Raw genomic sequence first — 23,310 nt, forward strand, 5'->3', positions numbered from 1 at the left:
GACGTCGATTAATCTTCATGCGACAATCCAGCGCTGCGCAAACCGTCCTGCCAGGAGGCCACCATGCCCTACCGTCCACCCGCCCGCCGCAGTGTGTCGATCACCCTCAAGCCATTGCAACTGGTCGGCAGCATCGCGCTGGGTCTGTGGCTGGGTTTTGTCGCGATCATCCTGACGGCCTGGTTGTTGTCCAGGCTGCTGTTCAGCGAGCAACTGACGGCGCTGGCCGAGGCGACGCGCCAGGCAGCCCAACCCCGCCCCGTTGCGATGGAACCGGCGGCGCCAAACCCGATGTTCGAGCAATATCAGCAGAACCTCGCCAAACAGGCACGGGAGCAGTCCCTTGAGCAGGCCCGCAGCAACCCGCGCAACCAGTCCAATCCCACGTGCCAGTTCTGGTTGGCGCAAGACAAGACCATTCCCAGCGAAAAAAGCCGCGCCAACGTTCAGCAATTCTGCGATTGAAGATGAATAAACAAACGGTTCACGCCCTGATCCTGGAAAAACTCGCGGACGACCTCGAGATCGCCCGCCGCGCCGCACAAACCGCTTACGAAACCGCGACCCACGAAGAAAACATCGCCGAAAACAAATACGACACCCTCGGCCTCGAAGCCTCCTACCTTGCTGCCGGCCAGGCCAGGCGTGTCGAGGAAATTCGCCAGGCCCTGACGCTGTGCCAGAACCTCAGCCTGCGTCCGTATGACGAACAATTGGGCATCCAGGTGGGGACGTTGTTGGGCCTGGAAGATGAACAGGCGCGCCAGCAATGGCTGTTCCTGGCGCCCGATGCGGCGGGATTGAAGGTCTATCTGGTGGGCCAGTTGATCACCGTCATCAGCCCCCGCTCGCCGCTGGGCAAAAGCCTGCTGGGCAAGTTCGAAGGCGATGAAGTCGAGATCCTGGTAGGCGGCACCCGGCAACAGTTCACTGTCACCGAGGTCGTCTGAAGGGCTTAGTGAACCGGCAGTTCGACGCCTTCGAACAGCTCTTCCAGTTCCTGTTTGTTGTGGCACTGGATCGCCTTGGCCATCACTTCACGGGTCAGGTGCGGCGCGAATTTCTCGATGAAGTCGCACATGAACCCACGCAGGAAGGTGCCGCGACGGAAACCGATCTTGGTCACGCTGGACTCGAACAACTCGCTGGCATCCAGTACCACCAGGTCGTTGTCGAGCTTGGTGTCGACGGCCATTTTCGCCACGATGCCAACACCCAGGCCCAGGCGCACGTAGGTCTTGATCACGTCGGCGTCGGCCGCGGTAAATACCACTTTCGGGGTCAGGCCGCGGTGGCTGAACGCTTCGTCGAGTTTCGAGCGGCCGGTGAAGCCGAAGACGTAGGTCACGATCGGGTATTCCGCCAGAGCCTCGAGGGTCAGCTTCGGCAGCTTGGTCAGCGGGTGCCCTTGAGGCACCACCACACAGCGGTTCCAGCGGTAGCACGGCATCATCACCAGGTCGCCGAACAACTCCAGCGCTTCGGTGGCGATGGCAAAATCCACGGTGCCGTCAGCCGCCATCTCGGCGATCTGCATCGGCGAGCCCTGGTGCATGTGCAGGGCAACATCCGGGTATTGCTTGATGAAGTTACTGATCACCGGTGGCAAGGCATAGCGCGCCTGGGTGTGGGTGGTGGCGATCGACAGGGTGCCTTTCTTCTCGTTGGAGAATTCCTGGGCGATCTGCTTGATGCTTTCGACCTTGCGCAGAATCTCGCCGGCGGTGGTGATGATACGCTCACCGGCTGGCGTAACGCGGGTCAGGTGCTTGCCGCTGCGGGCAAAAACCTCGACGCCCAATTCGTCTTCCAGCAGGCGGATCTGTTTACTGATGCCCGGTTGCGAGGTGTAGAGACTTTGAGCGGTGGCGGAAACGTTGAGGTCGTGGTGCGCCACTTCCCAGATGTAGCGCAATTGTTGAAGCTTCATATCAATCCCTCAAAGCAGTTAGGCGCCACGGGCATCAGCGACGATATATAACTATATTAATGGTTTGCAGAATAAATCTAGAACTTTTTCATCAAAAGGCCAGCACTTACGCCTCAAATGTCGTCGTGACGCCGCCGCTGCAACAACGGCACCAGGTAGACCGGGACCTTAGACAGCTGCAGCACGCGGGCCGCCGTACGGCCCAAAGGAGTTTCCCCGCCCGCGCCATGGCTGTGACTACCGAGGATCAGCAAATCCACCGAAAGCTTTTCTGCCTGCTGGAGAATCACTTGCGACGGATCGCCCTGGAACACTCTGACCGACTGAATCACTTCCAGATCCTGCTGCCCTTCCCCCAACTCCTCACGCAAGCTGTCGAGCACCCGCTGCTCGATGTTGACCATCACGGTGTTCAAGCCCTGGCTGTGAAATTCGTTGAGCGCCTGCTCGTCCAGGTAACTCTGCAATACCGACTCGGCAAACAGTCCCATCGGTTCGACGGCATGCACCACATACAACTCGGCCTTGAATGTGCGCGCCAATGCCAGCGCGTGTTGCATGACAACAGGAGCGTAATGGCCGAGGTCAGTGGCATACAGCATCGAACGAATCATATGACCTCCTCGAATGCCAGGATGGCGGAGATGGATTCAGCTTAGCAGCGCTGCGAAGAGTGCGAAGCGCCGCTCAGGCGCCCGGCGTCGGGGCCTTGGTTTTCACCTCGTTGCTGATGCCGTGGGGCACATGACCGGTGGCCACTACCTCGCGCGCCAGCTCGCAATGGCCGGCCTGGTCATCGAAAAACACGTCGGCGGCAAACGCCTCGAGGAACGCCGACTTGGTCAGGCCGCCGAGGAACAGCGATTCGTCGAGTCGGATATCCCACTCGCGCAATGTCCGGATCACCCGTTCGTGCGCAGGTGCCGAGCGCGCCGTCACCAGCGCCGTGCGGATCGGGCAGTTGTCTTCGGCAAACTCGCGCTGCAAGGCATTGAGCGCGGCGAGGAAACCCTTGAAGGGACCACCCCGCAGCGGCTCACGAGCAGACTCGCGTTCACTGGCCTGAAAGGCCGCAAGGCCTCCCGCCTGATAGACCCGCTCCGACTCGTCGGAAAACAGCACCGCATCGCCATCGAAGGCGATCCGCAGCTCCTCGCTGGCGGCACGACTGGCGCCACCGGAGAGGATGGTCGCGGCGGCAAAGCCGGCGTCCAGGGCACTGCGCACATCCTCGGCGTGAGTGGAAAGAAACAGATCGCAGTCGAAAGCCTTGAGATACGGATAGGGGCTGCGCCCACCGACGAAGGCTGCACGGGAAATCGCCAGGCCGTAATGGTGGATCGAGTTGAACACGCGCAAGCCGGTGTCAGCACTGTTACGCGAGACCAGCACCACTTCGACCCGTGCCTTGCCCAGGCTGGCATTGAGATTCAGCAGCTTTTGCACCAACGGAAATGCATCACCGGGTTCGAGGATCTCGTCCTCATGCTCGATCTGGTACTGCCGGTATGCCTCGACACCGTTGGCCAGATAGACCTTGTGGCTTTCACTCAGGTCGAACAGCGCCCGCGAAGAAATTGCCAGCACCAGCTTGTCATCAATGCCCTTTGCCATCCGCTTCCCCCAGGCCGAACCCTTCAGCCGTTTCGCTCATCGATAAAACGCAAGGCCTGGTACAGCGCCTCGATCTTCGGCAACCGACAGCCTGCAGCGCTGGCCGCGGCCAAAGGCGCCTGGTAAATCGCCGCCAGTTCCAGCGGCCGTTTGTGCAGGTAGTCGTGGTACATGCTCGGCCAGTAGTCGGGCATCTGCTCGGTAACCTTGAACAGGTACTCGGCATACCCCGGTGCCATGCTATGACCACAGGCCAACGCGCCTTGCACCACTTCGGCCATCAACGCCTGGATCAGTTCCCGACTGTGCTCGCTGGCCATCAGTGGCGTGGTGCTCGCACCGAGCAACACCGACAAGCCGTTATAGGGGATATTCCAGACCAGTTTTTGCCAACGCGCCTGCTGCAGATTGGGCATGGCCTGGGAATCGAGACCCGCAGCACGAAACAGTCCCGCGCCCTGCTCGACGATCTGCTGGCGCGCCGCCTGATCGGTCCCGGCCGGACCGCTGTGATAACCCACATGCACCGCCCCTAGTGCCTGGTGCTCGATGAGCCCGGGACCGGCGCGGTGCACGCAGATGAAACACAGGCCGCCGAGCAGGTGCAGGGAATCGGGCAGCAGTTCGCGCAAGCTGTCTTCCACATCCAGGCCGTTCTGCAGCAACAGGACTTTCGCCCCGGACGCTGCTGCCTTGATGATCGCCGGTGCCAGCTCGGCATTGCCGGTGGTCTTGGTGCCGACCAGCAGCCAGTCGCACGCTGGCATGTCTTCGGCGGCGCTGTACGCTTGCACCGGATCGAGGGTCACGGCGCCATGGGCCGCGCTCTTGAGTTGCAGGCCGCGCTCGGCCACTGTGGCAAACTCACTGCGCAGCAGGAAATGCACATCGAACCCGGCACGCGCCAGCATCACGCCATAAAAGCCGCCAATGGCCCCGGTTCCGATAATGCCGACTTTCGGCCTGCTTGCTGTCTGTGTCATGGCAACTCCTCGGGAATTCGACTCAGCGCCTGCCCTACCGCGGCATTCAGCTCGCTGCGGCTCAGGCGCGACTGTACGGCACCATAAAACTCACCGTCGCGCACCACGAACAGCGCCGGCAAATGAAAGACCTGGTAACGCTCGACCGCCCCGCCGTTATCGCCAGCATCGATCCAGCACAGTCGATCGACATCCAGCCCGAGGGTAGGCAGTTGTTGGCGTGCCCAGCGGCAACTGGAGCAGCCGACACTGGTGAACACCAGCAGCGATACACCATTCATCGCCAACAACTGCTGGTCGACGTCAAAATCGGTCAGATCCGATTCGACCACTATACTGGGGGGAACACTGTCGAATGACCGACATTTGGAGTCCGTGTTCATGGGGCGTTTCATTCCTCATCCTGACGATGTGCCTGTCGAGCTGACGTTGCGCAAACATGAATGTATCTCTCGGCAAGAACTGCACACTATCAGTCTCGGCGGCGTGGCTTGCAATTATCACCGCGCCTGGCGCAAGGGAACGGCACTGGAAGTGCGCATGCCGACCCTGAGCGAACATGTCTGCTACCTGGGCTACGTGGCCTGGTGCCTGCGTCGCAAGCACAGCTACCTGGTGGGCATCGCCTTCATCGACGAACAGACCCTGTTCATGGCCCGCATGGGTGAGCAGGTCTGCCAGATCGAACGTTATTGCCGCCAGCAGCAACACCTGGGTGAACCACCTGGCAGCCAGGCATTGGCCCTGCAATGGGTCGACCAGCATGCCAGCGAGTACTCCCACGAGACCGTGCGCCAGGCTTTTGCAACGCCAGCACTGGATTAAACCACTGCCTGCCCATTGTCGAGCCACCGCCTAACGCGCTAAGGTTCGGCTCCCCGCTGCGCTTAAATCATGCTGTGCTCCGCCGCGCGGGGATCGCTGGCGGCCGGCACCCGTGACCTGACGAGTAACACGATGGCTGATTTACCGATCAATGACCTAAACGTCGCCTCCAACGAGACGCTGATCACCCCTGACCAGCTCAAGCGTGATATTCCCCTGAGCGATGCTGCGTTGCGCACCGTGACCAAGGGCCGCGAAGTCATTCGCAATATCCTGGATGGCACCGACCACCGCCTGTTCGTTGTCATCGGGCCCTGCTCGATCCACGACATCAAGGCCGCACATGAATATGCCGAGCGCCTCAAGGTCCTCGCCGCAGAAGTGTCCGACACCCTGTATCTGGTCATGCGGGTCTATTTCGAGAAGCCACGTACCACCGTCGGCTGGAAAGGCCTGATCAACGACCCGTACCTGGACGACTCCTTCAAGATCCAGGACGGCCTGCACATCGGTCGTCAACTGCTGCTGGACCTGGCCGAAATGGGTCTGCCAACCGCCACCGAAGCCCTCGACCCGATCTCGCCGCAGTACCTGCAGGACTTGATCAGCTGGTCGGCGATCGGCGCACGCACCACTGAATCCCAGACCCACCGCGAAATGGCCTCCGGCCTGTCCTCGGCGGTCGGTTTCAAGAACGGCACCGACGGCGGCCTGACCGTGGCGATCAACGCCCTGCAGTCGGTGTCCAGTCCGCACCGTTTCCTGGGGATCAATCAGGAAGGTGGCGTTTCGATCGTGACCACCAAGGGCAACGCCTACGGGCACGTAGTTTTGCGCGGTGGCAACGGCAAGCCGAACTACGACTCGGTGAGCGTCGCCCTGTGCGAACAGGCGCTGAACAAGGCCAAGATCAAGCCGAACATCATGGTCGACTGCAGCCACGCCAACTCCAACAAGGATCCAGCACTGCAACCGCTGGTGATGGAGAACGTCGCCAACCAGATCCTCGAAGGCAACCAGTCGATTATCGGCCTGATGGTCGAGAGCCATCTGAACTGGGGCTGCCAGGCGATTCCCAAGGACCTCGCCGAGCTGCAGTATGGCGTCTCGATCACCGATGCCTGCATCGACTGGTCCGCGACCGAAACCACCTTGCGCAGCATGCACGCCAAGCTCAAGGATGTGCTGCCCAAACGCGAGCGCACCTGATCGGCATGGCCGCACACAAAAACGCCGGGCTGAGCCCGGCGTTTTTTATTGGCAAACCCTGATCAGAGCTTGGCGGCGTGCCGCTGGTGACGCTCCATGTACCGCTCGACGTAGGAACATGAAGGGATGACGGTGTAACCCATTTTGTCGGCGTAATCGAGCGCCTGCTCGGTCAACGCGGCGGCGATACCACGGCCACGCAGCGCGTTGGGCACGAAGGTGCGATAGATATCCAGGGTCTGCTTACCCAGGTCCATATAGGTCAGGTAGGCACGATGACCGTCCACATTGGTCTCGAATTGATGACCAGCCTGGTCATGGTGGATGGACAACGCCTCGCTCATCACTACTCCTCGCGGGTCTTCGACTGACCCCTACCTTACCGATGTTTGTCCGGCGAAGGAACCTCTACGCCACCCCGTGCCTGTCTGACACCGAGAAAAAGCTGGATCGATCTCACGCAGCCTGGCACGTCACAAATAGTAGGCACCAAAGGCATAAATGCTCAAGGCGCGCTCGTCACGATGTCAGCTGCAAGGTTCGACACAGGTCCGTCGAGGTGGTTCGACCGCATCGCCTGAGCGGTCGACGACCTGAACATTGCCGGATATTGAGACTTGAGACGAAGCTCGCTAGTTAAAGTCACCTGTAACTGCAAAAGTCGCGTGAGGCGCCGCACATTTCCTCAACAAAAGTGTAGACGAATCAATAAAGAGCGACTTTAGGGCGTTACTGCGAACTGCTATCAGCCTCCTCAGGGCGCGGCAACGGACTCGCTGAGGACGGGCATCCTGGCTGCACACTTTTTATACAGGACGATTAAAAGTTGCTCGAAAAAGAATCAGCGCCTACAATTTTTTTTGCTTCTTGCTCTACGTCAGTTTACTTACTAAAAGTAATGGGTAGTATGTACGCCGGCTGTTTCCTCACTCTGAGGTGATAGCTATTTAATAGAAAGTCCTTGAAGGGGAACACGATGAACAACGTTCTGAAATTCTCTGCTCTGGCTCTGGCCGCAGTTCTGGCTACCGGTTGCAGCAGCGTATCGAAAGAAACCGAAGCACGTCTGACTGCTACTGAAGACGCAGCAGCTCGCTCCCAGGCTCGTGCAGACGAAGCTTACCGTAAAGCTGATGAAGCTCTGGCTGCTGCTCAAAAAGCACAACAGACTGCTGACGAAGCTAACGAGCGTGCTCTGCGCATGCTGGAAAAAGCTAGCCGCAAGTAATAGTCCTTCGGGATTGTTATCAAGCCGATCCGTTTTTTGGGTCGGCTTTTTTATTGCCTGCGATTCCTCCAGGCAATAAAAAACCCGCCGCAGCGCTGAAGCCACGGCAGGTTTCCTGAACGCCTACTGCAGCTCGACCGGCGTGCTCGAGACCATCGGCGCAGCACCGCTCGGTACGGCAATTTCCACCGGCAGGCCATCCTCGGCCGCGACCACGTCGCGCACCACATCCCAGTTCATGCGCATGTTGCTGGTGATGTCTTCGCGCTTGAGCATCGCGTTGATGACGGCGGTGTGCTTGTCGACCACCGACGGGTTGCCCTTGTCATCGATGGGCGTATGAGCTTCCAGATAGACCTTGCCACCGCTCATGCCGAACTTGTACGGATCGTTGAGGATGCGCACCGAAGTCCCGACCGGCACCATGCTCGCCATCTCCAGCACGTTGTTGTTGAACATGCGGAAGCAGCCATGGCTAGTGCGCATGCCGATGCCGAACTTCTTGTTCGAACCGTGGATCAGGTAGCCAGGGGTACCGAGGGTGAACTTGAACGGGCCCAGCGGGTTGTCCGGACCGGCCGGAACGACGTTTGGCAATGGGTCACCATCGGCGGCGTGCTCAGCCTTGATCGATGCTGGCGGGGTCCAGGTCGGGTTCGGCGTCTTGGCGACGATACTGGTGTGGGCGATCGGCGAGCCCCAACCCTCGCGACCGATACCCAGCGGGAAGGTGTAGACCACGTTGCGGCCCTTGGGGAAGTAGTACAACCGGTACTCGGCCAGGTTGATCACGATGCCTTCACGTGGACCCGGTGGCAGGATGAAGCGCGTCGGCAGGATGATCTCGGTGCCGGCGCCCGGCAACCAGGGATCGACACCCGGGTTGGCCGCGACCATTTCCAGGTAGCCCAGGTCATAGGTGGTGCCCAGGTCGGCGAAGGTGTCTTCGTACTTGGCCTTGACCACTTGCACCTGGCCGACGATATCTTCGCCCGGCGGTGGCAGTGGCAACTCCAGCGCTGCAACAGGACCCGCCACGCACAGGGCGGCAAGTGACAGGCAGCGGGCGACAGCGGGAAAACGCGACAACATCCGGAAAATCCTTTGCATGGTCGACGGAAAGGTTAAAAGCGCGATTGTACACCGAGGCTCATGCAATCGGGGAGCCAGGCGACGGCCCGCCCGTAACCTGGGTCAGAGTTCGAAGCGCAGTTCCGGCCAGATCGGCGAGGTGCCGCGCTTTTGCGATTCAAGAATCGCCCGGCAGAGCGAGCACAGGCGTTGGTCCTGGAACACCCGGCGATCCACGCTCGACCAGCGCGGTTGCGCCGGCAGCAGGGTGCCGCAAAGGGTGCGATCGGCCGAGCCACCCAACTCCAGTTGACGCGTCACCAGATGCACCCGGACTTCCTGGCAGGCGAACAGATCCAGCTGCTCGTCAGGCTCGATCAGTTGGTAGGCAAACAGGGACCAGGCAGGACGCGGCATCGGGGGCTCCAGATCAGGGGGGCGCCACATTAGCCGAAAGCCCGCCGCTAGAAAAGCGTCAAAGCAGTGGTTTTAGTGTTGGCCAGACATTTTCCAGCATCCGGCCCTGAGCCCCGGCAGCCGGGTGGATGCCATCGGCCTGCATCAGCTCGGGCTTGCCGCCGACGCCCTCGAGGAAAAACGGTACCAGCGGGACTTTTTTCTCGCTCGCCAGGGCGACATAGACCTGGGCGAATGCCTGGGTGTAACGCGGGCCATAATTGGGTGGCAGTTGCATGCCCAGCAACAGCACCTTGGCACCGCTCTCTCGCGACTGGTCGATCATCGACGCAAGATTTTGTTGCAATTGTGTTGGCGGCTGTCCGCGCAGGCCGTCATTGCCTCCCAACTCAAGGATCACCAACTCCGGTTTATGGGCTGCAAGCAGCGCGGGCAGCCGCGCCTGGCCACCGGCACTGGTGTCACCGCTGACGGACGCATTGATCACCGTATCGTCGTAACCCTCGTCGCGCAGCCGCTGTTCCAGCAACGCGACCCAGCCCTGCCGGGTATCCAGGCCGAAAGCCGCGCTGATACTATCGCCAACGATCAGGACAGTACCCGCCGCTGCGTTCTGGGCCATGCACATCAGGGCCAGGCCAGCACTCAAAAACCACACACGCATCGGACTCTCCATGGGCGCAAGCATTCTCACTGCGCGGAACCTTAGCAAAGTGGTTCCCAGCGCGGAAGGTGAACTGACCATCCTGCACCAACTCAGCCTCGAACTGAACAAGGGCGACAGCCTGGCCATTGTTGGCAGCTCCGGTTCCGGCAAATCCACCCTGCTCGGCCTGCTCGCCGGACTGGACCTGCCCAGCAGTGGCGAAGTGACCCTCGCTGGCCAGGCCCTGAGCCAGCTGGACGAAGACCAGCGCGCGCGCATCCGCGCCGAACACGTCGGTTTCGTCTTTCAGTCGTTCCAACTGCTCGACAGCCTGAACGCCCTGGAAAATGTCATGTTGCCGCTGGAGCTCGACGGCCGCAAAGACGCCCGCGAGCGCGCCACCGAGTTGCTGCGCCGGGTCGGCCTGGGCAAACGCCTGGGCCATTCACCGCGCCAGCTGTCCGGCGGCGAGCAACAACGGGTGGCGATTGCCCGAGCGTTTGCAGCCGAGCCTGATGTGCTGTTCGCCGACGAACCGACCGGCAACCTCGACACCCACACCGGCGAACACATCAGCGACCTGCTGTTCGAATTGAACAAGGAAAGCGGCACGACCCTGGTGCTGGTGACCCACGACGAGCGCCTGGCCCATCGCTGCCACCGCCTGATCCGCCTTGAAGCCGGCCTGATGGTCGCCCCCCTGGAGCCTTGATGGCACGTTTGCCGCTGTTGCGCCTGTTCAGCCTCGCCATCCGCCAATTGCTGCGCGATGCCCGCGCCGGCGAACTGCGGGTGCTGTTCTTCGCCCTGGTAGTGGCCGTGGCGGCCAGCACCGCCATTGGCTACTTCGGTGCCCGCCTCAACGGGGCGATGCTGTTGCGCGCCACCGAATTCCTCGGCGCCGACTTGCTCCTCGAGGGCAGCTCGCCTGCCCGTCCGGAGCAGATAGAAGGCGGCAAGACCCTGGGACTGCAACACGCACAAGTCGTCGAGTTCTCCAGTGTGATCGCCACCGACAAGGGCATCCAGCTGTCGAGCATCAAGGCGGCCGACAGCGCCTACCCCCTGCGCGGCCAACTGAAAAACGCACCCGAGCCGTTTGCCCCGGAGCAAGCAGGTGGCGGTCCACAGCCGGGTGAAGCCTGGGTCGAGGCACGCCTGCTCACCGCGCTGGACCTGCACATTGGCGACAGCATCGATGTCGGCATGAAATCCCTGCGCCTGACCCGCGTGCTGACCTACGAACCGGATCGCGCCGGCAACTTCTATAGCCTCACGCCGCGCGTGATGATCAACCTAGCGGACCTGGACGCCACCGGCGTGGTCCAGCCCGGCAGTCGCGTGAGCTACCGTGAGCTGTGGCGCGGCGACGCCACGGCCCTGGAAACCTATCGGCAACAGGTCACCCCTGCACTGGCCGCCAACCAGCGCCTGCAGGACGCCCGCGACGGCAATCGACAAATCGGCGGCGCCCTTGGCAAGGCCGAGCGCTACCTGAACATGGCAAGCCTGGTGGCGGTGCTGCTCGCCGGGGTTGCGGTCGCGCTCTCGGCAAGCCGCTTCGCGACCCGGCGTTTCGATGCCAGTGCACTGTTGCGCTGCCTTGGCTTGTCGCGCCGGGAAACCTTGCTGCTGTTTACCCTGCAACTGGCCGTGCTGGGCCTGCTGGCCAGCATCAGCGGTGCCGTCATCGGCTGGGTCGCCCAACTGGGACTGTTTGCCCTGCTGGGCCAGCTATTGCCCAGCGACGTCCCGCCAGGCGGCCTGCTTCCCGCCATCGCCGGGATCGGCACCGGGCTGGTGGCTTTGGCCGGTTTTGCCTTGCCGCCTTTAGCCGCTCTGGGCCGCGTACCGCCGCTGCGGGTGTTGCGCCGTGACATGCTGCCCATTCCTTCGAGCACCTGGATGGTCTATGGCGCTGCCCTGGGCGCGCTTGGCCTGATCATGTGGCGCCTGAGCCTGGACCTGGTGCTGACCTTCGCCCTGCTTGGCGGTGGGGTAGTAGCCGCACTGGTCCTCGGTGGTTTATTGCTGCTGGTGCTCAAGAGCCTGCGCCGCCTGCTGGCCCGCGCCTCACTGCCGTGGCGCCTGGGCCTGGGCCAACTGCTGCGCCATCCGCTGGCGGCAGCCGGGCAATCCCTGGCGTTCGGTCTGATCCTGCTGTCGATGGCGCTGATTGCCCTGCTGCGGGGCGAGTTGCTGGACACCTGGCAAAACCAGCTGCCGAAAAATGCTCCCAATTACTTCGCGCTGAATATCCTGCCGGCTGAGAAGCAGGCGTTTACCGAGCGACTGGTCAACCTATCGGCGCAATCGGCGCCGCTGTATCCGGTGGTACCGGGACGCCTGATCAGCATCAATGGCGAACCGGTGCGCGGCATCGTCAGCAAGGACAGCGAAGGTGACCGCGCCATTCAACGCGACCTTAGCCTGACCTGGGCCGCCGACTTGCCGTCGGGCAACGCCATCACCGAAGGCAACTGGTGGTCGGCACAACCCGAAGACGGCATACCCGGTGTTTCAGTCGAGGGCAAAGTGGCGGCGAGCCTCAAGCTCAAGCTCGGCGATCACCTGGTGTTCACCGTCGCCGGGGTCAACCGCGAAGCCAGGGTCACCAGCCTGCGCAGCATCAACTGGGACAACTTCCAGCCGAACTTCTTCATGATCTTCCAACCCGGCACTCTGAAGGATCTGCCAGCGACCTACCTGACCAGCTTCTACCTGGCAGCCGGTCACGATCAGCAAATCGTCGAGCTCTCGCGGGCCTTTCCCGCGGTGACCATCCTGCAGGTCGAGGCGCTGCTGGCGCAGTTGCGCAGCATCCTGGCGCAAGTGACCCTGGCGGTGGAGTACGTGCTGCTGTTCGTTCTGGCGGCGGGCATGGCCGTGTTGTTTTCCGGTTTGCAGGCAACGCTGGATGAGCGCATTCGCCAGGGCGCGCTGCTGCGGGCATTGGGGGCGGAGCGGCAACTGCTGGTCAAGGCGCGGCGGATCGAGTTCGGCTTGCTCGGTGCGGTCAGCGGCCTGCTGGCGGCACTGGGTTCGGAGCTGGTCAGCCTGGTGCTGTACCGCTTCGCCTTCGACCTGCCCTGGCAGCCCCACCCCTGGTTGCTCGTGCTGCCGGTGATCGGCGCGGTGCTGGTGGGCAGCGCCGGCGTGTTTGGCACACGACGCGCGCTGAACGCCAGCCCGCTGACAGTCCTGCGCGAGGGTTGATAGACTCGATGCTTTCCCCACACAAGAAGCCGCAATGAGCCGTTATCGCCCTCCTCGTCCCGCCGGCACCGCCCTGATCACGCCCGAAGGCGAAGCGCGGATGCGTGCCGAGTTTCATGAACTCTGGCACGTGCGTCGGCCCCAGGTGACCCAGGCCGTCAGCGAAGCCGCGGCGCAGGGTGACCGTTCGGAAAACGCCGAGTACACCTACGGGAAGAAGATGCTGCGCGAGATCGACAGTCGGGTGCGCTTTCTCACCAAGCGCCTGGAAGCGCTCAAGGTGGTCAGCGAAAAACCCAGTGACCCGAACAAGGTCTACTTCGGCGCCTGGGTGACCATCGAGGATGAACAGGGCAAGGAGTCACGCTATCGCATCGTCGGCCCGGACGAACTGGATCTCAAGCAAGGTCTGATCAGCATCGACTCACCACTGGCGCGGGCCTTGATCGGTAAGGCGCTGGATGCGGAAGTACGGGTGCAGACACCGGAAGGCGAGCAGTTCGTCTATATCACCGCGATCGACTACCCCTGAACTTCAGCGGCGAGCAATCAACCCCTGACGGGCCACACGCACCAACTGCTTGATCACCTCGCCGGCCTCTTCGGCAGACGGCGACTGAATCACCGCCAGGTCGAAGCTGTCGCTGGCAAAGCGCGCCAACGAATCGCCGTCTTCAACGAATTGGATCAGGAACGCTGCCGGGCCGTTGTTGCGCCGTGGCCAGCCGTCCAGATAACGCAACAGCGTCGGCTGGTGTTTACCGCCAAGCAGGATTTTCGGGTTGCGTTGAGTCAGATGGGCCGTGATCGGCGCGGGACGTACTGGCGGGTGTAGTGCATTCATTTTGTCGTGTCTCTGCCCCAAAGGTCTGCATGGCAGGTGAGAGGCAACACCGAACCAGCGCTTTAGCGGTATTTCGAAGCGTATCGCAGCTTCTGTCGGCAACGGCATAAGTCACCTGGCGCCCCGCAAGTAGCTGTTTAAATCGGCGCATGACAATATCCTAGAGAAGCCGACTGGAGAGTGTCAAGAATCCCCAGTAACAAAAAAGGCCCGCACAATGCGGGCCTTAGCCTTGAGCCAGAGCACTTAGCCAGCGATGGCACGGTCTACCGACAACTTGCCGGCACCTTCCACCAGCACCGCGATGCTGCCACCCAGCAACGCCAAAGCAAACTCGTAACCGTTGTTGGCCATGAACAGGCCGTTGCTGATGTGCACCGAGAAAATCGCCACCAGCGACAGCACCGTCAGCCCCAGCGCAGCCGGGCGCACCAGCAGGCCGATGATCAGTGCCAGGCCGGCAAAGAATTCGGTGCCGCCGGCCAGGATCGCCATCAGTTGGCCCGGCGCCAGGCCGATGCTTTCCATGTACTGCGCGGTCCCGGCAATTCCGTAGCCACCGAACAGACCGAAGAGTTTTTGCGCACCGTGGGCTGCGAAGATGATGCCGACGAAAATTCGTACAACCGACAGGCCGTAGCCGGCGCGGGTGGAAAGTACCTTGTTAATCATGCTGTTCATGCTCTGCCATCCAAGTGAGAGTGTGTGGGTTGGCCGCCATCTTAAACAGTTAAATGAATGAGAAAAGCGCAAAAAACCCAAGAAAACAATCAACTTATTCGATCATTTTCGCGAAGCCACTTTCTGACCCTGAGCCTCCAACGACTCTCTTTCCCGGTCGTAGGCGAGGTAGTACTTGTTCACGCTGTTGACGTAGCTGACCGGCCCCATTCCCACCTGCTCCATGGCAATGCGCTCGACCTGGAAGAACCACTGGTTGGGATTCAAGCCGCGGCGGCGGGCTTCGGCACGCATGCCCTGGACCCGTTCCGGGCCTATGTTGTACGCCGCCAGGACAAAAGCCATGCGCTCACGCTCATTAAGCTTGGGGCTGGCGAAAAACTTGCGACGGATCAGGGCCAGGTACTTCGCACCGGCCTGCACGTTGCTGTCCAGCGATTGAATGTTGTTGACCCCGACCCGTTGCGCCGCCGACGGAGTGATCTGCATCAGCCCGGTCGGCCCGCTGCCGCTGCGGGCAGTGGGTTGCAGCGCCGACTCCTTGTACGCCAGCGCCGCCAGGTTGAGCCAGTCCATGCCTTGTTCGCGGGCATGCTTTTGCAGGACGCTGCGCACCTGCTCCAGCCGTTGCCGGTCGGCGCGCTCCAGCGGGTTGCGCACCTGGTACAGACGACGGTAAATCCGCAAGAAGGCCACGTCCTGGTCGGAGGGCGGTTTATAGGAGGTGAGAAAGCGGTCAATGCTGGCGCGCAGCATCGACGACTCGCGACGGACGAACCAGAACTCCTCCCCCGGTTCGCTGATCAATACCTGCCGGTCGAAGCGCAACTTGGGCAGGATCTTGCCCCAGCGTTCGGCTATCGGTTGCTCGACGATGGTCAGGTGGAAAATCCCGCCCTGCACCATCTCCAGCACATCTTCGACCGCCAGGCTCGGATCGACCCACTCGATGGTCACCGGTGGCAACTTGCGCAGCGCCAGTTTCTGGTTGATCAGATTGACCGCCTCGCCGGCAGCACTGCCGGTGGGCAGCGCCAGGGTCTTGCCGGAGAGCTGCTCGAGCTTGGTGTAACGCCGCTCACCCTTGATCCCCACCAGCAGCAACGGCACGTTGCTGACAATCGGCTCACTGCTACTGACGGCGTGAATACTTTGCGCGTCGAGCAGTTCACCCGGCGCAACCAGGTCGCCTTCACCACGCTGCAAGGCGCCAAGCAACTGGTCCTTGGCCTTGGGAATGATCTTCAGGGAGATTTCCTGGCCATCCCGGGCGTGACCGTTGAGGTACTGCTCAAAGGCGCGCAGGCGATGGTATTCCATGCCGATACTCTGGCCCTGGACTTCAGCGGAACTGTTGCGGCTCTGATTGACCAGCACCCGCAGCACGCGGCTGGCGCGGATCTGCGCCAGGTCGCGGACATTGCCCGACGGCAGCGCTTCCACGGGCCCGGCCAGCCGCGCCTGCGCCGGGAGCGGCAACAGCATCGACAAGCACAGCACGAGTAAAACCTGGAGTCGCGTCATCCGTTCTCCGCAAAGAATACTGTTCCACCGCCCGAAAAAATGAGCAGAAGGTTGACAGAAACAGAGCGCCTGCAGCGCTGGCAACGAGCGGAAGTGGCATTAACGAGGGAGAGAAAATCCGCCGCGGCGCACGACCGGCATCAAAAGACAGCTTCAACTCTTTGTAGTTCTTGGTTTTTCTTATAAATCTGCAGCTCTGCTATGCTTTCCGGCCGCAGACCCAGGGTAGCACCATGCAACTCATCGATATCGGCGTCAACCTGACCAACCCCAGTTTCGCCGACAAACACCAGGCCGTCCTTGATCGCGCCTACGCCGCCGGCGTCTGTCAATTGGTGCTCACCGGCACCAGTGTCGAGGGCAGCGAACACGCCCTGGAGCTGTGCCAGCAACTGGATGACAGCGCTCAGCGCCTGTTCTCCACCGCCGGCATCCACCCCCATAGCGCCAGCGACTGGAATGCCGACAGCGCCCGGCACCTGCGCGATCTGCTCAAGCAACCGACCGTACGCGCCGTCGGTGAATGCGGGCTGGATTTCAATCGGGATTTTTCGCCGCGCCCGCAACAGGAAAAAGTCCTCGAAGAACACCTGGCCCTGGCGGTAGAACTGCAATTGCCGGTGTTCCTCCACGAGCGTGATGCCAGCCAGCGCCTGCTGGAAATCCTGCGGGACTTCCGCGACCGCTTGCCCGCCGCCGTGGTGCATTGTTTTACCGGTGAAAAGAAAGCCCTGTTCAGCTACCTCGACCTCGACCTGCACATCGGCATCACCGGCTGGATCTGCGACGAACGCCGTGGCACCCACCTGCACCCGCTGGTAGGCGACATCGCCCGCGGTCGCCTGATGCTGGAAAGCGATGCGCCCTACCTGCTGCCACGCAGCCTGCGCCCCAAGCCGAAGAATGGCCGCAACGAACCGGCCTACCTGACCGAAGTGCTGCGAGAAGTGGCGCTGCATCGGGGCGAAAGCGTCGACGATCTGGCCGCCCACAGCACGGCATGCGCACGAGCATTTTTTGCGTTGCCGACGCTCACCGACAGCGACTCTTGACCCATATCAAGACGCAGCCCCTCAGATAGCGGCACAATGATGGCACCTTGCCAATGTTGTTTCCGCTATCAGAGAAGACCTCCATGGGTGCCTGGCTTAGCAATATCTCGCTGAAATACAAATTCTGGGCGGTCAATGCCGTCGCCTTCGTCACCACCCTGCTGCTGGTGCTGTACGCCGTGCAGCTGGAGCAACAAGCTCGCAACCAGGCGGCACGCCAGGGTGCTGCAGCACAGGCGCAGTTGCTCCGCAGTTGGCCGGTTGATCAACCGCTGCCCAGGACAGACTCACTGCTGACCTACACAGCAGGGCAAATCCCCAGCCTGAAGCAACAGCCCTTGCCCGAACTGAGCCAGGCCAGCGGCTGGGTGCAGCTTGATTCCATGCCGGTGTTCGGCCGAGACCTGCTGATCGGCGCCGAGGTGGTCACCCGTGCCGATGGGCAACGCACGGCCGTACTGGCCTATGGACCGAGCCTGAGCCAGGTGTTCAGTGAGCGCTTCGTCAACTATGCGCTGGCGGTGCTGATTCTGATGCTGGCCATGCTCGGCGCCTCGCAGTTGTTGATCCGCTTCCTGCTCAGCCAGCTCAATACCCTCAAGGATGTGATGCTGCATGTCGAGAAAACCGGCGACCTGGCAGCCCGCGTGCCGTTGTCCTGCGCCGACGAAGTGGGTCAGATGGCCAGTGCCTTCAACGCCATGCAGGCCGGCTATCAACGGGTGGTGACCACGGTCGCCGACACCGCCCGGCAGTTGGATATCGGCGCGGCGCGCCTGGCCAGCAGCATGAATGACGTGCGCCATGGCATGCTTGGTCAGCAAAGTGAGACCGACCAGGCCGCCACGGCAATCAACGAAATGTCCGCGACTGTCCATCACATCGCCCAGCACGCGGGCGCCACCCGTGATCTGTCGCAAACCGCCGATAACCTGGCCGGCAGCGGCCAGCAAGTGGTGACCCGGGTGCAGGACTCCATCGCCGGGTTGTCCACCGGCGTGCAGCAGACCGCCGAGATGATCCAGCGCCTGGCCGAGGACAGCCAGAAAATCAACGGCGTGGTCAGCGTGATTCACAGCATCGCCGAGCAGACCAACCTGCTGGCCCTCAACGCCGCTATCGAAGCCGCTCGCGCCGGCGAAATGGGCCGCGGCTTTGCGGTGGTCGCCGATGAGGTGCGCAACCTGGCCAAGCGCGTACAAAGCTCAACCGATGAAATCACCCGGATGATCTCGGCGCTGCAAGCCGGGACCCGCGACGCCGTGGATTTCATGCAGGAAAGTTCGTTCAAGGCCGACGACTGCGTGCAGCAGGCGCAGGAAGCGGGCAGCGCGCTGGCGAAAATCACCGGTGCCGTGGCACAGATGCGTGAAAGCAACACGCAGATTGCGGTAGCCGCCGAACAGCAGAGCCAGGTCGCCGAAGAGATGAACCGTGCGGTGGTCAGTATTCGTGATGTAACCGAGAACACCGTGCAGCAGACCGTGGATTCGGCGACCACCAGCCACGAGCTGGCGACCTTGGCCGGCCAACTGAACAAGGCGATCGGCCAGCTCAAGCTTTGACCGAGAAGCCCACTATCAACTCGATAGCCAACCTTGATTCGCCGGCCACCAAGGGCCGGCCTATTCTTCAACCATGTGTTTCACACGGATCGAGGAGTAGCTTCATGGGCAAACGTCACCCCAACCTTCCCGCCTGGCAATGGCGGGCCTACCCGAACAATCACCAGCACCCGACCAACCTGGTCCTGCACCTGATTGCCGTGCCGCTGTTCATCCTCGCGTTTCTGCTGATCGTCACCGGGGTGTTCAGCCTGAGCTTTGCCAACGTTGCGATTGGCATCGTCGGCCTGCTGGCTGCCCTGGGTTTGCAACGCCACGGGCACAGCCTGGAAGCCGAGGCGGCAGAACCCTTCAGTGATCGCAAGGATGCTCTGTCGCGCTTGCTGGTCGAGCAGTTCCTGACCTTTCCGCGCTACGTCCTCAGTGGCGGTTGGTGGCGCGCCTGGCGTGAGCGCCACCGCCGCTGACCGGCATCAGGCGAAGATCGTCACCGTCTGCCGGCTCAGGGCAATCAACCTACCGTCAGCGCTCCACAGTGCGGCAGCGGCGTGGCCATAGCCATCACGGGCATGTTCGGTGGTGACGCAGTACTTGCACCAGTCCAGTGTGCTCAGTTCCAGCAACGGCTGGACGAACTCGATGGTCCAGGTCAGGGTGCTGCCGGCCGCCGGTTTCTTCAGGTGCGGCAAAAGAGCGGGTGGCCAGGCATCCACCAGCGCGAGGATGAAGGCTTCGGTCAGCGGTTGCGCATCGACCTCATTGCGCAAGCGCACCCAACCGCCCATTTCTCGCGACGGATTGCCGGTGAACGGCAAGCCGCCGATGCTCCAGCGCATTGCCAGATGGCGCATGAACTCCGGTGTCACTCCGGGTATGTAGGGCAGTTCCTGGCAATCGTCCCACGGTTTCATCGCCGGCGCCGGTAACGCCTGCACGTCTACCTCGGAAGCACGCGAGGCGCCGAAGCTGCCCTGCACCAGCGTCACCACCTGACCGTCCTGCATCGCACGTCCCAGCACCTGGCTCACGGCCTTGCCTTCGCGCAGCACCTCCACTTCGAACTGGATCGGCACGCCGGGCGCGGCTGGGCCGACGAAGGTGATCGCCAACGAACGCACCGGACGATCCGCCGGGACCTTGGCCCGCATGGCTTCGTACTGCAGGGCGGCGACCAGGCCGCCAAAACTGGCACGGCCCTGGCTCCATTGCTCCGGGATAACCACATCGGTAGGCGAACGCCTTACCGCATCGATCAATTCTGAAAAGCGCATGGAAACCTCGGAACAGGGAGTAGGAATTGTCCGATCTTACCCAGCCCGGAGGCTCTACACAGCACCTGTTTAGGCCAAAGTGACGGACAGATAGGCCGCCGCTTCAGGATTTGAAGCAGGCCACACTCAACTTGTCGAGCACCCGATCGGCACGCTCCTGCGCCTCAAGCATGGTCTGCTGCCACACAGCGACGCAGGGCAACAGATCAGGTTCGTGCTCGACCCGCGCCAGCCATTGCCAGCAATCATGCCAGTCGCCCAGGGCACTTTGCGCGGCCTTGAGCCGCGCCATGGCGGCAGCCGGCAAGCGGTCGAGCTCGGGGTAGGCTTCGATGGCGTAGCGCACACGCTTGATCAACAGGCGCAGGCGGTGCCGGTCGTGGGCCGGATCGTGCAGGGCTTTGTCGAGGGTTTTCCATTGCTTGCCCAGGCGCTTTTCGATACGCCCGCGCAAGCCCTTGAGCAGCCCTTGGCGCTGGGCGGCACGGAGAAAACGCGGGAAGGCATCGAGCACCATCAACAGCTGTGCCAGTTGAGGGCTGTCCGCCACCTCGGGGAAGGCCGTGGCCATTTGCCGAATGCGCCGCTCGGCCGCTTGCACATGCCCCTGTTCCAGCAGATAGGCCGCCAGCACTTCGCAATCGCGCAACGGCGTGGTCAACTCGCCGACGTCCGCCGCGGCCGCCTCCAATTGCTCGACTCCGGGCAATCCGCGCAGGGGCCGCAACAGGCTGCGCAAGCGGCGCACCGTGGTGCGCAAGTCATGCAAGGCCTCGGCATCGGTCCTGGCACTCAGGCGTGCCTGACACGCCAGCAACCGCACCTGCACGCCCAGCACCTGAGCCACCAACCGATCAACCAACGCTGACATACCGTCCTCCACACTCAACTCTTACCCCATTGCCCCCATGATCAGCACAACGGCAGAACCCGGTATTGTCCCGGATCAATCGGCACTCAACGACCGGCGCGGGATTCGCGAATGTAGAAGCGCGCCTTCTCGGCCTTGTTGCTGCAACCTTCGAAGGCTTCGAATTGTTGCTGGGTCTTGGCGCCGGTCAGCAGCGACAGGGCCTTGGAGTAACTGACGGTGCCGGCAAATCCTTCGGCCTTGGCCAGGTCCAGTTCTTTCCAGGCGGCATCCAGTTGGCTGGCGCAGCTATCGCGGTAGGCGGTCTTTCCTGCGCAACCGGCCAACAGCAACGCAACCAATGGCAGACAGATCCATGCTTTCATCAATGACACCTCGAAATAGAAAAACAATCGTGCTGGGTATGACGGTCAACGCGAGCAAAAGTGCCTTGCCCACACGTTGGAAACTGCAGCGCCCGCGAGAATACCCATCTGCCGTCATGCAGTGTCGAAAAAACGGCATGAAGGAGTCAGTGTGATTGAAGCACGCCCCCGAAAAGGTGCATTGTTAAAACCTGCTTGGGCAAGGAACACCGACATGAAAAAGCGCGTTGCACTGGTACTTGGTTCCGGTGGCGCCCGGGGTTATGCCCATATCGGGGTCATCGAGGAAATTGAACGACGCGGCTACGACATTGCCTGTGTCGCAGGCTGCTCCATGGGGGCCGTGGTGGGCGGCATCTACGCGGCAGGCAAACTGAACGATTACCGCGACTGGATCGAAAGCCTGGACTACCTGGATGTCCTGCGCCTGGTGGACGTCAGTTTTCGTCTGGGGGCGATACGTGGGGAAAAAGTTTTCGGGCAGATCCGCAAGATTGTCGGCGAGATCAACATTGAAGAGCTGCGCATCCCATACACCGCCGTAGCCACCGACCTGACCAACCAGCAGGAAATCTGGTTCCAGGAAGGTTGCCTGCACCAGGCCATGCGCGCCTCGGCGGCGATTCCCAGCCTGTTCACTCCGGTGATGCAGGGCAACCGCATGCTGGTCGATGGCGGCCTGCTCAACCCCTTGCCGATCGTGCCGGTGGTGTCGAGCCATTGCGACCTGATCATTGCGGTCAACCTCAACTCGACCAACCAGAAGCACTACCAACTGCCGGTGATCCAGCGCCCTGCGGCCTTCAAAAGCCGTTTCGACAGCCTGCTCAATTCCCTCGGCTCGCACATGCCGTTCCGTCGCAAACAGGCCGAACAACTGCTTCGGCTCGAACAGGAAGCCTTGCGCAGCGAAGCGGCAGAGATCAATCCGTGGATCGAGCCCGCCGACCCGGAGGCCCAGCAACCGGCCAATAGCCCGGAAAACGAAGGTGCACCGAAGTCGGCCACCGGCTCGTTCATCATCGACAACGTCGGCCCCGCCTCATTGCTGGACCTGATCAACCAGAGCTTCGAAGTGATGCAGACGTCCCTGGCGCAATACAAGATTGCCGGTTATCCGCCGGACGTCCTGATCAACGTACCGAAGCGGGTCTGCCGGTTTTTCGAGTTCTACAAGGCGCCGGAGTTGATCGCGTTGGGACGGGAGATCGCCCGCGATACCCTGGATCGTTATGAAAATGAGCGCGACTGATCCGCGATAGCCGTGGCTTATGCCTCGCTGAGCAACCGATACCCCACACCCGCCTCGGTCAGGATGAACCGTGGCCGGGTGGGATCATCCGCCAGTTTCTGGCGCAAATGCCCGATGACGATGCGCAGGTAGTGGCTGTCCTCGGTGTGGGTCGGTCCCCAGATATCCTTGAGCAACTGCTGCTGGGTGATCACCCGCCCGGCGTGGCGCGCCAAAAGCGCCAGGACTGCGTACTCCTTGCGGGTCAACGCCACATCGACGCCGTCCAGTTGCACCCGCCGATAGGCCAGGTCGACCGTCAGCGGACCGAACTGCAGGGCTGCCTGCGCGGCTTCGCCCGTGGGTGCCTGGCGCAACAGCGCACGAATCCGCGCGAGGAACTCCTGGATGCCGAAGGGTTTGGTCACGTAGTCATTGGCGCCGGCGTCCAGCGCCTCGACCTTCTGGCCTTCGCTGGCACGCACCGAGAGCACCAGCACCGGCACCGTCGACCACTCGCGAAACTCGCGCAATACCTGCTGGCCGTCCATGTCAGGCAGGCCCAGGTCGAGCACCAGTATGTCCGGCTTGTTCAACGCCGCCGAAGCCAGGCCCTCGGCGCCGTTGCCGGCCTCCAACACTTTGTAGCCCTGGGAGGCGAGGCTGATGCGCAGGAACTTGCGGATCTGCGGCTCATCATCGATGACCAGGATGGTCGCGGTCTGACTCATGAAATCCATTCACTGAAAAAAGTGGCAGAGAGTAGC

At 61.8% G+C, this 23,310-nt stretch carries 28 protein-coding genes; 12 read left to right on the forward strand and 16 right to left on the reverse strand.

Translation table 11 applies throughout. The annotated features are described in order from the left end of the window. Positions 1-63: 63 nt before the first annotated feature. Both ACZYR5_RS00435 and ACZYR5_RS00440 read left to right on the forward strand, forming a co-directional pair. A complete protein-coding gene (locus ACZYR5_RS00435; protein ID WP_489088386.1) occupies positions 64-465 on the forward strand; it encodes a hypothetical protein in 402 nt (133 codons plus the stop codon). A gap of 2 nt (positions 466-467) precedes the next feature. Next, a complete protein-coding gene (locus ACZYR5_RS00440) occupies positions 468-950 on the forward strand; it encodes a GreA/GreB family elongation factor (RefSeq protein ID WP_489088385.1) in 483 nt (160 codons plus the stop codon). Between the two features lie 5 nt (positions 951-955). Here the strand turns inward: ACZYR5_RS00440 and cysB are convergent, their stop codons facing one another. From cysB to ACZYR5_RS00465, 5 genes are all read right to left on the reverse strand, one after another. After that, positions 956-1,930, reverse strand: coding sequence for an HTH-type transcriptional regulator CysB (cysB, locus tag ACZYR5_RS00445; protein WP_007955684.1), 975 nt, complete (start codon positions 1,928-1,930; stop codon positions 956-958). A gap of 113 nt (positions 1,931-2,043) precedes the next feature. Then, positions 2,044-2,544 (reverse strand): universal stress protein, encoded by a 501-nt coding sequence (locus tag ACZYR5_RS00450; RefSeq protein WP_489088384.1) that lies wholly within the window; start codon positions 2,542-2,544, stop codon positions 2,044-2,046. 73 nt (positions 2,545-2,617) lie between these two features. Continuing rightward, positions 2,618-3,544, reverse strand: coding sequence for a 5'-nucleotidase (locus tag ACZYR5_RS00455; RefSeq protein WP_489088383.1), 927 nt, complete (start codon positions 3,542-3,544; stop codon positions 2,618-2,620). Between the two features lie 23 nt (positions 3,545-3,567). Beyond that, a complete protein-coding gene (locus ACZYR5_RS00460) occupies positions 3,568-4,527 on the reverse strand; it encodes a putative 2-dehydropantoate 2-reductase (RefSeq protein ID WP_489088382.1) in 960 nt (319 codons plus the stop codon). Next, complete coding sequence (locus ACZYR5_RS00465) at positions 4,524-4,910, reverse strand: thioredoxin family protein (RefSeq protein WP_489088381.1); 387 nt, start codon at positions 4,908-4,910, stop codon at positions 4,524-4,526. The genes ACZYR5_RS00460 and ACZYR5_RS00465 overlap by 4 nt, the downstream gene beginning before the upstream one ends. Between ACZYR5_RS00465 and ACZYR5_RS00470 the strand changes: the two genes are divergently transcribed. After that, positions 4,909-5,352, forward strand: coding sequence for a PilZ domain-containing protein (locus ACZYR5_RS00470; protein WP_489088380.1), 444 nt, complete (start codon positions 4,909-4,911; stop codon positions 5,350-5,352). The genes ACZYR5_RS00465 and ACZYR5_RS00470 overlap by 2 nt on opposite strands. Positions 5,353-5,484: 132 nt before the next feature. Next, a complete protein-coding gene (locus tag ACZYR5_RS00475) occupies positions 5,485-6,561 on the forward strand; it encodes a 3-deoxy-7-phosphoheptulonate synthase (RefSeq protein ID WP_489088379.1) in 1,077 nt (358 codons plus the stop codon). 62 nt (positions 6,562-6,623) lie between these two features. Here ACZYR5_RS00475 and ACZYR5_RS00480 read toward each other — a convergent pair whose 3' ends face one another. After that, the gene (locus ACZYR5_RS00480; RefSeq protein WP_489088378.1) at positions 6,624-6,905 is read right to left on the reverse strand and encodes a GNAT family N-acetyltransferase; all 282 of its coding nucleotides are present in this window, start codon (positions 6,903-6,905) and stop codon (positions 6,624-6,626) included. A 632-nt stretch (positions 6,906-7,537) separates the two neighbouring features. Between ACZYR5_RS00480 and oprI the strand changes: the two genes are divergently transcribed. After that, positions 7,538-7,789, forward strand: coding sequence for an outer membrane lipoprotei OprI (oprI, locus tag ACZYR5_RS00485; protein WP_003172710.1), 252 nt, complete (start codon positions 7,538-7,540; stop codon positions 7,787-7,789). 123 nt (positions 7,790-7,912) lie between these two features. On the opposite strand, the gene ACZYR5_RS00490 is transcribed toward oprI, so the two are convergent. From ACZYR5_RS00490 to ACZYR5_RS00500, 3 genes are all read right to left on the reverse strand, one after another. Beyond that, positions 7,913-8,881 (reverse strand): L,D-transpeptidase family protein, encoded by a 969-nt coding sequence (locus tag ACZYR5_RS00490; RefSeq protein WP_489088377.1) that lies wholly within the window; start codon positions 8,879-8,881, stop codon positions 7,913-7,915. A 102-nt stretch (positions 8,882-8,983) separates the two neighbouring features. Then, positions 8,984-9,277, reverse strand: coding sequence for a hypothetical protein (locus ACZYR5_RS00495; protein ID WP_027620143.1), 294 nt, complete (start codon positions 9,275-9,277; stop codon positions 8,984-8,986). A 58-nt stretch (positions 9,278-9,335) separates the two neighbouring features. After that, on the reverse strand, positions 9,336-9,941 hold the full coding sequence (locus ACZYR5_RS00500; protein ID WP_489088376.1) for an arylesterase: 606 nt from the start codon (positions 9,939-9,941) through the stop codon (positions 9,336-9,338). A 10-nt stretch (positions 9,942-9,951) separates the two neighbouring features. On the opposite strand from ACZYR5_RS00500, the gene ACZYR5_RS00505 reads away from it, so the two are divergent. Genes ACZYR5_RS00505 through greB form a run of 3 tightly spaced genes read left to right on the forward strand, consistent with a single transcriptional unit; the run spans position 9,952 to position 13,671 of the window. After that, positions 9,952-10,635 (forward strand): ABC transporter ATP-binding protein, encoded by a 684-nt coding sequence (locus tag ACZYR5_RS00505; RefSeq protein WP_489088375.1) that lies wholly within the window; start codon positions 9,952-9,954, stop codon positions 10,633-10,635. Continuing rightward, on the forward strand, positions 10,635-13,139 hold the full coding sequence (locus tag ACZYR5_RS00510; protein WP_489088374.1) for an ABC transporter permease: 2,505 nt from the start codon (positions 10,635-10,637) through the stop codon (positions 13,137-13,139). Before ACZYR5_RS00505 ends, ACZYR5_RS00510 begins: the two co-directional genes overlap by 1 nt. A 34-nt stretch (positions 13,140-13,173) precedes the next feature. Beyond that, on the forward strand, positions 13,174-13,671 hold the full coding sequence (greB, locus tag ACZYR5_RS00515; RefSeq protein ID WP_027620139.1) for a transcription elongation factor GreB: 498 nt from the start codon (positions 13,174-13,176) through the stop codon (positions 13,669-13,671). Between the two features lie 3 nt (positions 13,672-13,674). Here the strand turns inward: greB and ACZYR5_RS00520 are convergent, their stop codons facing one another. The 3 genes from ACZYR5_RS00520 to ACZYR5_RS00530 form a co-directional block, all read right to left on the reverse strand. Continuing rightward, positions 13,675-13,983, reverse strand: a complete 309-nt coding sequence (locus ACZYR5_RS00520) for a class I SAM-dependent methyltransferase (RefSeq protein WP_489088373.1) — start codon at positions 13,981-13,983, stop codon at positions 13,675-13,677. A gap of 246 nt (positions 13,984-14,229) precedes the next feature. After that, the gene (locus tag ACZYR5_RS00525; protein WP_489088372.1) at positions 14,230-14,664 is read right to left on the reverse strand and encodes a DoxX family protein; all 435 of its coding nucleotides are present in this window, start codon (positions 14,662-14,664) and stop codon (positions 14,230-14,232) included. 102 nt (positions 14,665-14,766) lie between these two features. Then, positions 14,767-16,188 (reverse strand): MltF family protein, encoded by a 1,422-nt coding sequence (locus ACZYR5_RS00530; protein ID WP_489088371.1) that lies wholly within the window; start codon positions 16,186-16,188, stop codon positions 14,767-14,769. Positions 16,189-16,421: 233 nt separating this feature from the next. Here ACZYR5_RS00530 and ACZYR5_RS00535 point away from each other — a divergent pair, with 233 nt between their 5' ends. From ACZYR5_RS00535 to ACZYR5_RS00545, 3 genes are all read left to right on the forward strand, one after another. Continuing rightward, a complete protein-coding gene (locus tag ACZYR5_RS00535; protein ID WP_489088370.1) occupies positions 16,422-17,240 on the forward strand; it encodes a TatD family hydrolase in 819 nt (272 codons plus the stop codon). Positions 17,241-17,323: 83 nt separating this feature from the next. Continuing rightward, positions 17,324-18,805, forward strand: a complete 1,482-nt coding sequence (locus tag ACZYR5_RS00540; protein ID WP_489088369.1) for a methyl-accepting chemotaxis protein — start codon at positions 17,324-17,326, stop codon at positions 18,803-18,805. A gap of 104 nt (positions 18,806-18,909) precedes the next feature. After that, positions 18,910-19,272 (forward strand): terminase, encoded by a 363-nt coding sequence (locus ACZYR5_RS00545; RefSeq protein ID WP_489088368.1) that lies wholly within the window; start codon positions 18,910-18,912, stop codon positions 19,270-19,272. Between the two features lie 6 nt (positions 19,273-19,278). On the opposite strand, the gene ACZYR5_RS00550 is transcribed toward ACZYR5_RS00545, so the two are convergent. From ACZYR5_RS00550 to ACZYR5_RS00560, 3 genes are all read right to left on the reverse strand, one after another. Then, on the reverse strand, positions 19,279-20,076 hold the full coding sequence (locus ACZYR5_RS00550) for an acyl-CoA thioesterase (protein WP_489088367.1): 798 nt from the start codon (positions 20,074-20,076) through the stop codon (positions 19,279-19,281). Positions 20,077-20,179: 103 nt separating this feature from the next. After that, complete coding sequence (locus ACZYR5_RS00555) at positions 20,180-20,947, reverse strand: CHAD domain-containing protein (RefSeq protein WP_489088366.1); 768 nt, start codon at positions 20,945-20,947, stop codon at positions 20,180-20,182. Between the two features lie 86 nt (positions 20,948-21,033). Then, complete coding sequence (locus ACZYR5_RS00560; RefSeq protein ID WP_027620130.1) at positions 21,034-21,312, reverse strand: hypothetical protein; 279 nt, start codon at positions 21,310-21,312, stop codon at positions 21,034-21,036. Between the two features lie 214 nt (positions 21,313-21,526). Between ACZYR5_RS00560 and ACZYR5_RS00565 the strand changes: the two genes are divergently transcribed. Continuing rightward, positions 21,527-22,564, forward strand: coding sequence for a patatin-like phospholipase family protein (locus ACZYR5_RS00565; protein WP_489088365.1), 1,038 nt, complete (start codon positions 21,527-21,529; stop codon positions 22,562-22,564). 17 nt (positions 22,565-22,581) lie between these two features. Here the strand turns inward: ACZYR5_RS00565 and ACZYR5_RS00570 are convergent, their stop codons facing one another. Further along, positions 22,582-23,274 carry a response regulator gene (locus ACZYR5_RS00570; protein ID WP_489088364.1) on the reverse strand — a complete coding sequence of 231 codons (693 nt, stop codon included), beginning with the start codon at positions 23,272-23,274 and terminating at the stop codon, positions 22,582-22,584. Between the last annotated feature and the right edge of the window lie 36 nt (positions 23,275-23,310).

The sequence above is a fragment of the Pseudomonas sp. F007 genome (assembly GCF_057814275.1).

What these genes read in the sequence shown, in the direction of transcription:
- ACZYR5_RS00435 (WP_489088386.1), top strand. Translation starts at nt 64, where the DNA reads ATGCCCTACCGTCCACCCGCCCGCCGCAGTGTGTCGATCACCCTCAAG.
- ACZYR5_RS00440 (WP_489088385.1), top strand. Translation starts at nt 468, where the DNA reads ATGAATAAACAAACGGTTCACGCCCTGATCCTGGAAAAACTCGCGGAC.
- cysB (WP_007955684.1), bottom strand. Translation starts at nt 1,930, where the DNA reads ATGAAGCTTCAACAATTGCGCTACATCTGGGAAGTGGCGCACCACGAC.
- ACZYR5_RS00450 (WP_489088384.1), bottom strand. Translation starts at nt 2,544, where the DNA reads ATGATTCGTTCGATGCTGTATGCCACTGACCTCGGCCATTACGCTCCT.
- ACZYR5_RS00455 (WP_489088383.1), bottom strand. Translation starts at nt 3,544, where the DNA reads ATGGCAAAGGGCATTGATGACAAGCTGGTGCTGGCAATTTCTTCGCGG.
- ACZYR5_RS00460 (WP_489088382.1), bottom strand. Translation starts at nt 4,527, where the DNA reads ATGACACAGACAGCAAGCAGGCCGAAAGTCGGCATTATCGGAACCGGG.
- ACZYR5_RS00470 (WP_489088380.1), top strand. Translation starts at nt 4,909, where the DNA reads ATGGGGCGTTTCATTCCTCATCCTGACGATGTGCCTGTCGAGCTGACG.
- ACZYR5_RS00465 (WP_489088381.1), bottom strand. Translation starts at nt 4,910, where the DNA reads ATGAACACGGACTCCAAATGTCGGTCATTCGACAGTGTTCCCCCCAGT.
- ACZYR5_RS00475 (WP_489088379.1), top strand. Translation starts at nt 5,485, where the DNA reads ATGGCTGATTTACCGATCAATGACCTAAACGTCGCCTCCAACGAGACG.
- ACZYR5_RS00480 (WP_489088378.1), bottom strand. Translation starts at nt 6,905, where the DNA reads ATGAGCGAGGCGTTGTCCATCCACCATGACCAGGCTGGTCATCAATTC.
- oprI (WP_003172710.1), top strand. Translation starts at nt 7,538, where the DNA reads ATGAACAACGTTCTGAAATTCTCTGCTCTGGCTCTGGCCGCAGTTCTG.
- ACZYR5_RS00490 (WP_489088377.1), bottom strand. Translation starts at nt 8,881, where the DNA reads ATGTTGTCGCGTTTTCCCGCTGTCGCCCGCTGCCTGTCACTTGCCGCC.
- ACZYR5_RS00495 (WP_027620143.1), bottom strand. Translation starts at nt 9,277, where the DNA reads ATGCCGCGTCCTGCCTGGTCCCTGTTTGCCTACCAACTGATCGAGCCT.
- ACZYR5_RS00500 (WP_489088376.1), bottom strand. Translation starts at nt 9,941, where the DNA reads ATGCGTGTGTGGTTTTTGAGTGCTGGCCTGGCCCTGATGTGCATGGCC.
- ACZYR5_RS00505 (WP_489088375.1), top strand. Translation starts at nt 9,952, where the DNA reads ATGGGCGCAAGCATTCTCACTGCGCGGAACCTTAGCAAAGTGGTTCCC.
- ACZYR5_RS00510 (WP_489088374.1), top strand. Translation starts at nt 10,635, where the DNA reads ATGGCACGTTTGCCGCTGTTGCGCCTGTTCAGCCTCGCCATCCGCCAA.
- greB (WP_027620139.1), top strand. Translation starts at nt 13,174, where the DNA reads ATGAGCCGTTATCGCCCTCCTCGTCCCGCCGGCACCGCCCTGATCACG.
- ACZYR5_RS00520 (WP_489088373.1), bottom strand. Translation starts at nt 13,983, where the DNA reads ATGAATGCACTACACCCGCCAGTACGTCCCGCGCCGATCACGGCCCAT.
- ACZYR5_RS00525 (WP_489088372.1), bottom strand. Translation starts at nt 14,664, where the DNA reads ATGAACAGCATGATTAACAAGGTACTTTCCACCCGCGCCGGCTACGGC.
- ACZYR5_RS00530 (WP_489088371.1), bottom strand. Translation starts at nt 16,188, where the DNA reads ATGACGCGACTCCAGGTTTTACTCGTGCTGTGCTTGTCGATGCTGTTG.
- ACZYR5_RS00535 (WP_489088370.1), top strand. Translation starts at nt 16,422, where the DNA reads ATGCAACTCATCGATATCGGCGTCAACCTGACCAACCCCAGTTTCGCC.
- ACZYR5_RS00540 (WP_489088369.1), top strand. Translation starts at nt 17,324, where the DNA reads ATGGGTGCCTGGCTTAGCAATATCTCGCTGAAATACAAATTCTGGGCG.
- ACZYR5_RS00545 (WP_489088368.1), top strand. Translation starts at nt 18,910, where the DNA reads ATGGGCAAACGTCACCCCAACCTTCCCGCCTGGCAATGGCGGGCCTAC.
- ACZYR5_RS00550 (WP_489088367.1), bottom strand. Translation starts at nt 20,076, where the DNA reads ATGCGCTTTTCAGAATTGATCGATGCGGTAAGGCGTTCGCCTACCGAT.
- ACZYR5_RS00555 (WP_489088366.1), bottom strand. Translation starts at nt 20,947, where the DNA reads ATGTCAGCGTTGGTTGATCGGTTGGTGGCTCAGGTGCTGGGCGTGCAG.
- ACZYR5_RS00560 (WP_027620130.1), bottom strand. Translation starts at nt 21,312, where the DNA reads ATGAAAGCATGGATCTGTCTGCCATTGGTTGCGTTGCTGTTGGCCGGT.
- ACZYR5_RS00565 (WP_489088365.1), top strand. Translation starts at nt 21,527, where the DNA reads ATGAAAAAGCGCGTTGCACTGGTACTTGGTTCCGGTGGCGCCCGGGGT.
- ACZYR5_RS00570 (WP_489088364.1), bottom strand. Translation starts at nt 23,274, where the DNA reads ATGAGTCAGACCGCGACCATCCTGGTCATCGATGATGAGCCGCAGATC.